Origin of the sequence: Haladaptatus cibarius D43 (assembly GCF_000710615.1) — an archaeon.
Lineage (GTDB): Archaea > Halobacteriota > Halobacteria > Halobacteriales > Haladaptataceae > Haladaptatus > Haladaptatus cibarius.
The window spans coordinates 1,234,575-1,247,326 of record NZ_JDTH01000002.1 but is presented as its reverse complement, the minus strand read 5'-3'; the positions used below and the strand labels follow the sequence as shown (position 1 = coordinate 1,247,326).

Annotated in this window: 12 protein-coding genes; 6 read left to right on the top strand and 6 right to left on the bottom strand. The window is 58.5% G+C overall.

Annotation, left to right across the window (positions count from 1 at the left end):
* The first annotated feature begins 19 nt into the window (after nucleotides 1-19).
* Both katG and HL45_RS11875 read left to right on the top strand, forming a co-directional pair.
* Nucleotides 20-2,164, top strand: coding sequence for a catalase/peroxidase HPI (gene katG / locus HL45_RS11880; protein ID WP_049971306.1), 2,145 nt, complete (start codon nucleotides 20-22; stop codon nucleotides 2,162-2,164).
* A 137-nt stretch (nucleotides 2,165-2,301) separates the two neighbouring features.
* Nucleotides 2,302-4,116 (top strand): S9 family peptidase, encoded by a 1,815-nt coding sequence (locus HL45_RS11875; RefSeq protein WP_049971305.1) that lies wholly within the window; start codon nucleotides 2,302-2,304, stop codon nucleotides 4,114-4,116.
* Between the two features lie 9 nt (nucleotides 4,117-4,125).
* Here the strand turns inward: HL45_RS11875 and HL45_RS11870 are convergent, their stop codons facing one another.
* The gene (locus tag HL45_RS11870; RefSeq protein WP_049971304.1) at nucleotides 4,126-5,100 is read right to left on the bottom strand and encodes a WD40/YVTN/BNR-like repeat-containing protein; all 975 of its coding nucleotides are present in this window, start codon (nucleotides 5,098-5,100) and stop codon (nucleotides 4,126-4,128) included.
* Nucleotides 5,101-5,211: 111 nt separating this feature from the next.
* Between HL45_RS11870 and HL45_RS11865 the strand changes: the two genes are divergently transcribed.
* Together HL45_RS11865 and HL45_RS11860 are read left to right on the top strand one after the other, a co-directional pair.
* A complete protein-coding gene (locus HL45_RS11865) occupies nucleotides 5,212-5,859 on the top strand; it encodes a helix-turn-helix domain-containing protein (protein WP_049971303.1) in 648 nt (215 codons plus the stop codon).
* A gap of 88 nt (nucleotides 5,860-5,947) precedes the next feature.
* Complete coding sequence (locus HL45_RS11860) at nucleotides 5,948-6,202, top strand: HalOD1 output domain-containing protein (RefSeq protein ID WP_049971302.1); 255 nt, start codon at nucleotides 5,948-5,950, stop codon at nucleotides 6,200-6,202.
* 21 nt (nucleotides 6,203-6,223) lie between these two features.
* Here HL45_RS11860 and HL45_RS11855 read toward each other — a convergent pair whose 3' ends face one another.
* From HL45_RS11855 to HL45_RS11840, 4 genes are all read right to left on the bottom strand, one after another.
* Entirely contained in the window at nucleotides 6,224-6,637 is a 414-nt protein-coding gene (locus HL45_RS11855; protein WP_049971301.1) for a hypothetical protein, read from the bottom strand.
* 121 nt (nucleotides 6,638-6,758) lie between these two features.
* Complete coding sequence (locus HL45_RS11850; protein WP_049971300.1) at nucleotides 6,759-6,956, bottom strand: 30S ribosomal protein S17e; 198 nt, start codon at nucleotides 6,954-6,956, stop codon at nucleotides 6,759-6,761.
* Nucleotides 6,957-7,011: 55 nt separating this feature from the next.
* Nucleotides 7,012-7,545 (bottom strand): peptide-methionine (S)-S-oxide reductase MsrA, encoded by a 534-nt coding sequence (gene msrA / locus HL45_RS11845; RefSeq protein ID WP_049971299.1) that lies wholly within the window; start codon nucleotides 7,543-7,545, stop codon nucleotides 7,012-7,014.
* 189 nt (nucleotides 7,546-7,734) lie between these two features.
* On the bottom strand, nucleotides 7,735-8,961 hold the full coding sequence (locus HL45_RS11840) for a polysaccharide deacetylase family protein (RefSeq protein WP_049971298.1): 1,227 nt from the start codon (nucleotides 8,959-8,961) through the stop codon (nucleotides 7,735-7,737).
* Nucleotides 8,962-9,183: 222 nt separating this feature from the next.
* Here HL45_RS11840 and HL45_RS11835 point away from each other — a divergent pair, with 222 nt between their 5' ends.
* Nucleotides 9,184-10,206 (top strand): transcription initiation factor IIB, encoded by a 1,023-nt coding sequence (locus HL45_RS11835; protein WP_049971297.1) that lies wholly within the window; start codon nucleotides 9,184-9,186, stop codon nucleotides 10,204-10,206.
* Between the two features lie 14 nt (nucleotides 10,207-10,220).
* Here HL45_RS11835 and HL45_RS11830 read toward each other — a convergent pair whose 3' ends face one another.
* Entirely contained in the window at nucleotides 10,221-11,741 is a 1,521-nt protein-coding gene (locus HL45_RS11830) for an Hvo_1808 family surface protein (protein WP_049971296.1), read from the bottom strand.
* Between the two features lie 148 nt (nucleotides 11,742-11,889).
* Here HL45_RS11830 and HL45_RS19980 point away from each other — a divergent pair, with 148 nt between their 5' ends.
* Complete coding sequence (locus HL45_RS19980; protein ID WP_084156891.1) at nucleotides 11,890-12,714, top strand: GNAT family N-acetyltransferase; 825 nt, start codon at nucleotides 11,890-11,892, stop codon at nucleotides 12,712-12,714.
* Nucleotides 12,715-12,752 lie beyond the last annotated feature (38 nt).

The window sequence follows — 12,752 nt, the reverse complement described above, 5'->3', positions numbered from 1 at the left end:
CGTACAGGAGATACTGTTAATGTCTGAGGATGCACGTAATCACGACTGGTGGCCAAACCAGTTGGACTTGGAGATTTTAGACCAGAACGCTCGCAACGTTGACCCGATGGGCGAGGAGTTCGACTACGCCGAGGAGTTCGAGAAACTTGACCTCGACAAGGTGAAAGCGGACATCGAGGACGTAATGACGACGTCGCAGGACTGGTGGCCAGCCGACTACGGCCACTACGGGCCGCTTTTCATTCGGATGGCGTGGCACAGCGCCGGTACCTACCGCACCACCGACGGCCGCGGCGGTGCGTCCGGTGGTACCCAACGCTTTGCGCCCCTCAACAGTTGGCCCGACAACGCGAACCTCGACAAGGCGCGCCGACTGCTCTGGCCGGTCAAGCAGAAGTACGGCCGCAAACTTTCGTGGGCCGACCTGCTGGTACTGACCGGAAACGTTGCCCTCGAATCGATGGGATTCGAGACGTTCGGCTTCGCTGGCGGGCGCGAGGACGCTTTCGAATCCAATAAGGCAGTTTACTGGGGCCCCGAAGACGAGATGGAAGCATCCGAGCGCTTCGACGACGGCGGAGAACTCGAACAGCCGTTCGGTGCCACCGTGATGGGCCTCATCTACGTGAACCCCGAAGGGCCGGACGGTGAGCCGGAACCGCTCGCGTCGGCGGAGAACATTCGAGAGGCGTTCGGCCGGATGGCCATGAACGACGAGGAAACCGCCGCACTCATCGCTGGCGGACACACGTTCGGAAAAGTCCACGGTACTGACTCCGGCGACAACCTTGGCCCCGAACCCGAAGCGGCCCCCATCGAAAATCAGGGCCTCGGTTGGGAGAGCAGCCACGGCTTCGGCAAGGGTAGCGACACAATTACCAGCGGAATCGAAGGGCCATGGACCGACGCGCCGGTTTCGTGGGACATGGGCTACCTCGACAACCTGCTCGACTACGAATGGGAACCCGAAAAGGGTCCCGGCGGTGCGTGGCAGTGGGCGCCGACGGACGAGGAACTCCACAACACCGTGCCGGACGCTCACGATTCGTCGGAAAAGCGCACGCCGATGATGCTGACGACGGACGTCGCGCTGAAAAAGGATCCGGAGTACCGGGAAATCATCGAACGCTTCCAGGAGAACCCCAACGAGTTCCGAGAGGCTTTCGCAAAGGCATGGTACAAGCTGATTCACCGTGACATGGGTCCGCCAACCCGATTCCTCGGCCCGGAAGTTCCGGACGAAGAGATGCTGTGGCAAGATCCCATCCCAGACGCCGACTACGAGATAATCGGGGAAGAAGAGGTTGCTGAACTCAAAGCGGAGATTCTCGACTCGGAGCTGTCCACCTCCCAACTGGTCAAAACCGCTTGGGCGTCGGCATCGACGTACCGCGACAGCGACAAGCGCGGTGGCGCGAACGGGGGCCGCATTCGCCTCGAACCGCAGAGAAGCTGGGACGTCAACGAGTCGGAGCAGTTGGCGACCGTGCTGGATACGCTCGAAAACATTCGGGAGGAGTTCAACAGTTCGCAGTCCGACGGGACGAAAGTCTCGCTCGCCGACCTGATAGTTCTGGGCGGCAACGCAGCCGTCGAGCAGGCGGCGGCGGACGCCGGATACGACGTGGACGTTCCGTTCGAACCGGGCCGTACCGACGCTTCGCAGGAACAAACCGACATCGAGTCCTTCGAGGCGCTCGAACCGGACGCAGACGGATTCCGTAACTACCGCGGAGACGAAGCCGACCGACCGGCGGAGGAACTGCTGGTTGACAAGGCAGAACTGCTGAACCTGACGGCACCCGAAATGACGGTGCTGGTCGGTGGCATGCGAGTGCTGAACGCGAACTACGAGCAGTCCGACCTCGGTGTTTTCACCGACCAACCGGAGACGCTGACGAACGACTTCTTCGTGAACCTGCTCGGCATGGACACCGAGTGGGAACCGGTTTCGGACGACGAAACGGTCTTCGAAGGGCGCGACCGTGAGACGGGCGAAGTCAAGCGAAAAGGTACCCGAACAGACCTCATCTTCGGTTCGAACTCCCGACTCCGGGCCGTCGCGGATGTCTACGCTTCCGACGACGCAGAGGAGAAATTCGTGCACGACTTCGTGGAGACGTGGCACAAAGTGATGACCCTCGACCGCTTCGACCTCGAATAATCTCGGCTGCGACCGACTTTAACTGCGTTTTACGTTTTGTACCCCCAACTCGATAGCGTGGAATCTGGTGGGTGGATGATTCGATGACGTTCTAACTGTAGGAAGTTTAATGTGTGGTTGTGTGTGAATATCGTGCAATGACAGGCGATTTTTCGCTCGAAGAACTCGCACGTCTTCCAGAGTTCAATCACCCCGCGGCCTCTCCAGATGGTGAACGAGTTGCACTCTACTACGACGGCACCGGCAGAAACGAACTCTACGTCATCGACGTGGAAACCGGCCAAATGGAGCAGGTGAGTGACGGAAACGTGCCACGAAACGCACGGTATCCATTCATGTGGGCTCCCGGCGGCGAGCGCATTTACTTCCATCGCGATGAGGACGGGGACGAACAGAACGACATCTGGCAAATCGACCTCGACGGGGACGTTTCGCCCGTTGTCGAGGATTCGGGCCAGTGCGTCCTCGCCGACGTTCACGGGGATGAACTGCTGTATGCGAGCAGTGTGAATGGCCAAATGAACCTGTACTGCTACGACCGCGGAACGGAGGCGAGCGAGCAGTTGACCGACTACGACTACGCTGTTCATCTCGGTTCGTTTTCCCCGGACGGCAACCGAATCGCGTACACGACGAATGAATCCAACGACCTCAGTAACGACGACGTGTACGTGGCCGACACGGACGGGTCGAACGCGCGAAACCTCGAACTCGGTACCGATGGAAGCGAGACCAGATTCGTAGACTGGTCACCTGACGGAACCAGACTGCTCTTCTCCGACAACACCGCGGACAAAACCCAGTGTGGCGTCTACGACCTCGAAGCAGACGAAACTGAGTGGTTCGGCGGAAGCGAGTACGTCGAAAATCCGGTTGCTTTTCTCGCCGACGGAAGCGGATTTCTCGCACTTCGAACGCGGGACGCCGCGGTCGTCCCGCTCGTCTATGATATCGAATCGAGGAAAGCGACCGAACTCAACTTGCCCGAAGGGGTCGCGTCCTTCCCCGACTATGGCGACTCGGCCCTGTTTGGCGACGGTCGTCTGCTCGTGGAGCAGACGACGCCGACACAGCGCCCTGCCCTGCTCGTTCACGACCTTGAATCCAGCACGACGGAAACGCTCCTCGAACCGGAGTATGGCAACATCGACTCCGAATTGTTCACCGATGCGGAGTATGTCAGGTTCGAATCGCACGATGGCTTGGAAATCGGCGGCTTGCTGTACGATTCAGGGGAGCGACCGTCTCCAGCTATCGTGGACATCCACGGCGGCCCGGCATGGTACGACCATCGTGAGTTCGACCGGCGCGTACAGTTCTTTACCAACCGAGGATATTCAGTTCTCCAAGTAAACTACCGTGGCTCGATTGGCCGCGGGCGCGAGTTCAAACACAGTCTCATCGGCGACTGGGGCGGTGCCGAACAGGGCGACATCGCCGAGGGAGTTCGCTGGCTCGGCGAGAAGGATTGGATAGACGAGGAGCGAATTGTCGCTTATGGCGGTTCCTATGGCGGCTACAGTGCCTACTGGCAGATGGTGCAGTATCCGGAACTGTACATCGCGGGCGTTGCGAAAATCGGACTTACCGACCTCCACGAGATGTACGAAACCACGATGCCGCACTTCCGAACTGAACTGATGGAGAAGTACATGGGTGACCCCGAGGAGAATTACGACCTGTACCGGGAACGAAGCCCAATCGAGTACACCGAAAACCTGAGCGCACCGCTGTTGATGGTTCACGGCGTCAACGACCGTCGGGTACCCGTCTCGCAAGCCAGACTGTTCCGCGATGCGCTCGAAGAAGACGGATTCAAAGAGGGTGAAGACGGCGACTTCGAGTACGAAGAACTCGGCGAGGAAGGCCACGGAAGCACCGACATCGAACAGACGATTCGCTCGTACGAACTCGTAGATGACTTCCTCAACCGACGGGTTCCCGTGGAGTAAGCGGTCGGACTACGGAAGCACCGCCAATCCCCGCGCCGTCTGACGCTCGAACTCGGTCGGCCACTCCAGAACCAGTTCCTCCCACGTCGTTCCGTCGTCTTCGGTTCGGAAGATGCCGCGGTTGCTGACGGCGTAAAGTTCTCCCGCCGATTCTTCGACAGCGAATACGGCCCGAGTGACGCCCTCGCCGGTCGGCAATTCGTCGAGGCGTTCCCACGATTCGCCGTCCCGTTTGCGGTAGATGTACGAATCCGCGGAATCGGCGTTGTGGGCGGTTCGCGGCCCGGTGGCGCTCGAAACGAGAACCGTGTCGGGGTCGTCCGGCGCAACCGCGACGCTCCAGCAGTAGCGATGGTCAAGTCCCGCTTGCGGGTAGTCCCACGTTTCTCCGCCGTCAACCGATTCCGCGTAGCCGTCACCCGCGGCAGACCAGACGCAGTTCGGTGCGTCCGGGTGAGTCGCAAGCGAGTGATTGTCCCGGCGAGAATCCGGGACGCGGTCTTCCCACGTTTCGCCCGCGTCGTGGGTCTGGACGAGCGCGCCCGCCTCAATGCCGACGTAGAGATGCTGTGGGTCGTTCGGGTCGGGTTCTATCCAGCGAACGTGGTGGGTGTGTGGACGTGGCGGAAACGACCAGTTCGGTTCGGAGGGAAGGTCGGTTAGGCCGTCGCGTCGCTCCCACGACTCGCCGCCGTCCTCGCTTCGATACACTCGACTCGGTTCGGTTCCGACCCACACCGTTTCGGAGTCGGTCGGGTCGATGGCGAGCGACATCACCGACTCTCGAATCGTCTCGCTCCCGACCGAGTGAAACGTTTTGCCCCCGTCGTCGCTCCGGAACAGGCCGGAGTCGAACGTTCCGCAGAAGACGTGGGCTGGCGTCGCGGCGACGCATTCCAAATCGTGGTCTTCCAACCGAATTTCACTGGTTCCGTCCTCGTCGGCGACGAGTAGTCCGCCTCGCATCGCGGCGTACAGGTGCATGTATCCAACCACGTGCCCGAGGTGCCTGAATCTAGGCCACGCCGTTTCACCGTCATTCTCCGTGAATGATTGTGAGTAATTTTACACCGATGGCTGCCCACCGATATAGCCATGGTCGCAATCGCCGAGTTTGTCATCCCGGCCGAGGATTTCGATATCGGTCGCGTCTTCGCCGACCTCCCCGGTGTGAGGTTCGAGTTCGAGCGAATCATTCCGATGCCGGATGTCGTCGTTCCGTTCGTTTGGATTCGTGGCGCGAGCGCCGAATCGGTCGAACGAGCGGCAAAGATACACGAGGCCATTCGTGCGATTCGTCTGATAGACACGGTGGGAGACGACCAACTACTGTTCCGTATCGAATGGAGTCGGTCGGTCGAAAACACGTTTGCAACTCTCGTGGATATGAATCTCAACATTTTGTCCGCCCGAGGGTCGGATGCGGAATGGCGGTTCGAATTTCGAGCAGAAACCCACGAACGCGCTCGGGAGTTCCTCGAATACTGTCGGGAACGAGAGGTTCGGACGAAACTCGTCCGGATTCATGGCGTCAATGCCCCGGCGTTTACCGACCATTTCGGGCTGTCCGAAGCCCAATACGAGGCACTCGTGTTAGCGTCCCAACTCGGTTACTTCCGCGAGCCACGTGAGTCGTCGCTCGAAGACATCGCTCCGTTGTTGGATATTTCCCGGCAGGCACTCGCCAGACGAATCCGGCGTGGACTGGACAACCTTCTCGACGAGACCATCCTGCAGGAATGAGTCGCGCGTGACGGCGCTTTGGTATCCTTTCATTGCATAGTAAACACGCACGCCAAAGTAGTCACTGCGCTAAGAGGTTGGTATCTTGATGACCAAAACAGATCGTTCAGAATCGTCCAACGGTTCCAAATTGGGAAGTATCCTCGTTGTCGAGGCGGTTGCGCGTAAAATGGATGTCGAACCGTACCAACTCCAACCGCCGCTCTACGACGTTATGGACCCCGAAATCCTCGACCGACTCCGCAGGGACGCATCCCATGGTGACGCGAACGTCACCGTCTCGTTCACCTACTGTGGTTTCGATATAGTCGTCCCGTCCGATGGCGAAATCTCGGTCGAATAATCGTCTCTCTTACTGCTCCTGTTAGCGATTCACCGGACTCCGACCACCGAGTTCGAGACGAATCGATTGGAGGACTGCCAGCAGCCCCAGCAGGGACACGAGGAGCGTCCCCGGTGTCTGCGGGTTCGACCAGTCCAGCGTTTGTGTGTCGTCGAAGTAGTGGTAGTTTTCTCCTTTTTTGACTACTTCTGGTGGGAGTTGTTCTTTCGATTCGAACGTGTACTCCTGCCCTTCTATCGTGTTCTGCACGGTTTTCTGGCTGCTCGGCGACAGTTCGGCGAAATTCTGCCACGCTCGCTCGTCCGGAGATTCCTTAGACTGTCCAATGGATTCGTAGCGGTAGTCGTAGTCGGCGAAGACGAGAAAGGGATAGACCCCGGCGACCATGATGAGTAAACCGACGAAAAAGAGGGCGAAATGTTTTCGGGATACCATATTTGACGATTCTCACTCGATGGTATATGTTTTTTGTTTTTAGAATTAATCATGCGAAAATATGAATGGCGTCGATATTATACCGAATATGCGCGTGTATGAGTTGTTTTAAACTATATTTCTACACCTCTTCTTGTTTTCTCTTCCCTTCGTTTCGTGCGATATAGCCCGCGACGCGGTTACGAACGTCCTTCGACGTGATGTTCGTGAGTTCCGAGACGCTCTTTTTGTTCTGGTCGAAATCGTCGGTGAACGCCTCCGGATAGCGTTCCAACAGCATGTCACCCACCTTCTTCACGTAGGCTGGTCGGACTGGCATCGAAAAGCTACGCAACGCTGTAAAAGAAAAGGATTTGGGTCGGGAAGGTGCGCGACTACTGCGTCACTTTCTCGCTGAACTGCTCGCGAACCTTCTCGATTTTCGGCCCGGCGTTTATCGTACAGTAGGCGTCGTTGGGATTCTTCCCGAAGTAGTCCTGATGGTACTCCTCCGCCTCGTAGAACGTCTCCAGCGGTTCGACCTCCGTCACGATTGGGTCGTCGTAGGCGTCCACGGATTCGAGTTGGTCGATGAACGTCTCCGCGATTTCTTTCTGCTCGTCGTCGTGGTAGTAGATGGCGGAGCGATACTGCGTTCCCACGTCCGGTCCCTGCTCGTTCAGCGTCGTCGGGTTGTGAATGGTGAAAAACACTTCAAGCAGGTCGTCGTAGCCGATTGTCTCGGGGTCGTATTCGACCTGAATAACTTCCGCGTGTCCCGTCTCGCCCGAACAAACCGCCTCGTAGGTCGGGTTTTCGACCGACCCCCCGGCGTACCCCGACGTGACCGATTTCACGCCGTCAAGTTCCTTGAATGCGGCCTCGGTACACCAGAAGCAACCGCCTGCGAGTGTCGCTTTTTCGGTCATGCTGATACCTTGGCGTCCGAGATGTTAAGGCTCTCCGGTGGCGGCCAGTTTTGTGTCCTCTCGACGACGACAAAACGGGACACGACGCGATTGCCTGCGATTTGAACGAAATGAACGGTTATGTCTGCTGGACGCTGTCCAGCAGACATATCGAGTCATTGGCCGTCCCTACTCGCTCAACAGATATTCTTACCCGTCCAGCAGGTCGGAAGCGGTGACGACGTTCACGTTCTTTGTTTCGACGTATTTCAGCAGAGACTCGAAATCACGCTCGCTGATGTCGTTTCCGACTTCGTGAAACAGCGGTACGACGAGTTGGCCGTAGTCGTTCGCGTAGTCGATGAACTGCTTCGTCTCCTCGACGTTCTTCCCGTTCACCCGGGAGACGATGGTGTCATCCTGTGCAAGCGGCATCGCGTTCGGCCCGCCCCCGAAACTGAACACCGTGTCGTAGTGCTCGTGCGCGAGGTCGAACGTCTCCGGCCCGAGGACGTTTTTCGGAACGAGGAGGTGGCGCGCACCGTCCTCGAAGCCGCTGTCGCGGAGGAAATCGCGCGTCTTCGTCATCAGTCGTTCCTGCTCGTCCGGCGCGTAGTCCGAGAAGTAGTTGGCTTGGACGTTCGGATGGGCGGCAATGTCCCAGCCGTCGTCGGCCATCGTCGTCAGTTGGTTTTCGGTCACTCTGTCGTCGCGCCCGATGCTTTTCGGAATGACGCCCTCGACGCCGGAAAAACCGTACTTCCCCATTAGTTCGTAGGCGCGATAGTGGCTGGAATGGCTGTCGTCGAAGGTGAACATGACCGACCCAGTTTCCGGACGGGAGACGGTTCGAAGGTCGTCCACGAGGAACTCGATTGGCTCCCCGGCGTTGGTATCGACCGGTCTGGCGACGATGTGAAGCTTTTCGACCGACGAGCGGTCAACGCCCTTTGTCACGCCCGTGACGCCGAAGTTGACCCGAACCCAGCGGTTTTTCGGCCCGAGAAGGGTTCGTTTCAGCTGAACGGTGTGGTCGCCGTCGGGTGCGTGGAGTTCGATGGCGATTTTGAAAAAATCGTGATTCAGACTTTTGACCGCCATCGAGAAGTTGGTTCTCCGGAGGTCGGCCCCGGAAACCGACCGGATGATGTGGCCTTCTTTCGTTTTCCTGCTACCGACGACGTGTGCACACTGCGACCCCTCGTAGGCGTCGGTCGATTTCGACAGAGTTCCTTGTCGTTCGACTGCCTGCCAGTAGCTCAGGTCTTCGAAATCGTCCGCGATTTTCCTCGGTGCGCTCGATTTATTTCCCCGTCGTGTTCCCTGTTCGTCGTCGCTATCTATCGGCAACGGTGCGTTCTCGGCTAACGAGGAACACCCCGCGAAGCCGAGAGTACCGACGGTGGCGACGAACGCTCGTCGCGTCTGTCGAGTCATCTCTACTTCCGCTAAAGAACGTCCGGCATATTCTTATGTACAATTTAATTTGAACACCATTTGTTGCCACGAAATACAGATTTGGATGCTATAGTTTGAGATGTGATACCATAGCTTTCTATTTCAAGCGAAGCATTTTTATGCTTGTCGGACTAACCTATTGTTAGTGAGTGCGGCGTCGGTCACGTATTTCTACCGGCGTCGGTTCCAATTCATTCCATCATGAGTACGAGCAACAAAACAACCGAACAGTCGGTCGTAGCGACAATCGAACGAGAATCGGAGCGAGAGCGGGCAGACACCAAAGAGCACGAAAACATCTGTCCCGAATGTGGCGGCACCCTCATCGCCGACGAAGAACACGCGGAAACGGTCTGTGCGGACTGTGGCCTCGTCGTAGAAACCGGGGGAATCGACCGCGGGCCGGAGTGGCGCGCCTTCGACGCGAGCGAACGCGATTCGAAATCCCGCGTCGGCGCGCCGACGACGAAGATGATGCACGACAAAGGACTGTCGAGCAACATCGGGTGGCAGGACAGGGACGCATACGGACGAACGTTGAGTTCCCGCCAGCGCGAGAAGATGCAGCGACTCCGCACGTGGGACGAGCGATTTCGCACGCGAAACAGTAAGGAACGTAACCTCAAACAGGCGCTCGGCGAAATCGACCGAATGGCGAGCGCCCTCGGTCTGCCGAAAAACGTCCGCGAGATGGCGAGCGTCATCTACCGCCGCGCGCTAAACGAAGACCTCCTGCCGGGTCGTTCCATCGAGGGCGTGGCGACCGCGAGCGTCTACGCTGCGGCGCGGCAGGCCGGAGTGCCCCGAACCATGGACGAAGTCGCAACGGTCAGCCGAATCGACGAAATGGAGTTCAAGCGAACGTACCGCTACATTGTCCGCGAACTCAGTCTCGAAGTCAGACCGGCAGACCCTGAACAGTATCTCAACCGATTCGAGAGCGAGTTCGACCTCGATTCGGTGACGAAACACCGCGCCCACGACCTTCTCAAGACGGCGAAGGATGCGGGCATCACCAGCGGCAAATCACCAGTCGGGCTCGCGGCGGCGGCGCTGTACGCCGCCGCCCTCATCGAAGGGGAGCAGTTGACGCAGGACGCTGTTGCCGAAGTCGCGGACGTGAGTACCGTCACGATTCGCAACCGCTACCACGACCTGCTGACTGCGGCGGACGAAACCGACGTGCTTCCGACCAGCGTGACGGCCGGAAGCGCGTCGGCGTAATCACGCATTTGAATCTACCTCACGCTTGAGGTGTTCGTAACTCCGGGGCGAATATCCGCCAAATCTCCCTCCGTTGGCGCGTTCACGATAGTCACGGTTCGTCCGTCGCGGACGATTCGGAAGGCGTCAGCGAACTCCCCGTTTTCGATGACCCACGCGCCGGATCCGGTTCGAGTCGCGTTCTGTCCTCGGAGCAAATCCCGATAGGCGCGTTGGAACTCGGTCGCGTCCCGATTCGTATCCCACGCGGTTCGCCAGACGTAGCCGCGCTTGTCGCCATTGCGGTACGGCCAGAGTCGGTCGTTCGCCCAGCCATCCGAGGGAACGCTGGTGTAGTTGAACGTGTCGTACTCACCCAACTCGGGGTTTTCGAACGTTTGCCACCGAATAATCGGGTTGTCGTCGGCTCGCCCCTGATACCAGAACATCGTGTAGATACCGGTTTCGCCGACGGTTTCGGAGCCGTTCTCCCCTTTTTGGCCGTAGAGTTTCCACCCGTTTTGCGCCTGTTCCCCGAGGCGAAGCGGCGTCGAAGCGTCGTTTCGCTCGATGGGGTCGATAATCTGCTCCGAGGCGTTCGGCGGATTGCGGTACTCCTGTTGAACCGACTGCCATCCATCCGAATCGACCTTCGACGCGACGTATGCTGGGCCGTCGGAGTACGGTTGAATCAGGCTAACCTGCATCGCGAGGTTGAAATCAGGAAGCGAACCGCCGCCGTAGGGCGTCTCTTCGCGTGGCGGGCCGGGCATCTCCACGCATTCCCATTCCGCTCCACAGCGCTGGACGTATCGTTGCTCGACGTAGGACGCCTCTCCCTCGGTCAGGCCGTCGTTCGCCCGTTGGCCGTCCATCGTCTCGGCTTCGAACTGGGACGAGGCCAAGCCGACTTGCTGGTCTTGCAGGGCGTGCGTGAGTTCGTGAACTAACGTCGCGTTGTCGATGACGAGGCTGTCGTCGGCGATGACGTAAATCTTGTCCCGACCTGGAAGATAGAACCCGGCAACCCGTTGTTGATACAGTTGCGTCTGTTGACGGGCCGCATCCGACTGTTCGCCCACGGCGAACAGCGCTTCCCAGATTTGGTTCTCCCACGCGCGTTGACTCTGCGTGTACTGGCTTTCTATCTGCGAACCGATGAGTTCTTGATACTGCCCCCGTCGGAGCGAATTAACTTCTACCGGGCGCTTGAACTCCTGATTTCGGATAAACTCGACCCGCGCCATCGCCCGATTGACGTAGGCTTCCCGTTCTGCCTCGCTCAGGCCGTCGCTTTGGTTAACCGCGATACTCTCGTTGTGCCAGTAGCCGTTTTCCCATCCGAGAACGTCTTCTTGCGGGTCGGGTCGCTGGGTTTGATTTTCGACGTTTGCGTCGGCGCTGGTCGCACCGTTGCTATTGCTACCGACAACGCCGCTCTTCTCGACCGACTCCGTACCCGAATCCCCATTCACGCCGCCAGCGACAGTAGTGGCTGCGAACACTGGCGCGGTACATACGAGCAAAACGACACAAACCGCCCCCACATCTCGCATAATTGCGACACGGACGCAAGGAGCATAACGGTTGGCCGTTGTGTCACGCTCTCATTGCGGTTGTATTTGTGGCTGTCCGAACGAACGCTCCGGGTGATGGACACCGTTTGCCCACGGGCTTTTCAGCGACTACGACGAATCCCAACCGATGAACATCCGCGAACTAACCCCGACTGACACGGGGCGTGTGCGAGAACTAGTCGAAAGCGCGATGACGACATCGTACGCGCTTAGTCCACAACAAATAGAGACACTCGCCGAAGAGAAATTTGGCGAAGAGCAGTTGACACAGCGAATCGAAAGTTCGGGGACGGTTATCCGAGTCGCGGACAGCGAGGAGTGGGACACGATAGTCGGCGTCGTCGTCGCCGAACAGGAGGGCGAAACGGGCGAAGTACGGTGGCTGTTCGTTGACCCGGAACATCGGGGACGAGAAATCGGTCGAAAGCTGTTCGAAACCGCCACCGAAGCACTGCGCGAGCAGGGTGCAGAGCGACTGCGAGCGACGGCGCTCGAAAGCAACACCGAGGGTCACCAGTTCTTCGAGCGATTCGGCTTCGAGGAAGTGGAACGCCGACGAGTGGAAGTCGGTGACGAATCGCTCGTCGAGTACGTGTACGAAGAATCATCGTCGGCGGGCGAACGGACGGCGGACTCGGAGGAAGGAGACGAAGGCACCGATGCTGCTGCAAACGATGGCTTTCCGAACACGGAATCGGTGGACGGTGAAACGACCGTCCCAACGGACGACGGGCGGGTGTATCTCGACCTCGACGCAGAGCACTCCGGAACCGAGGGCGCATTCTTCACGGCCTACACAGACGAAGCGCACGAAGAGCAGTTTGGCTACTACTGTCGCAACTGTGGGTCGCTAAACGTCTCGATGGACAACGTCGAACGAATCGAATGCAACGAATGTGGTAACACCCACGCATCACGGTCTACCGAGGAGTACGACGACTCGTACCTCTAGCGGACACTAACGACAAGCAGACAGAAAGCCTAAGTTTT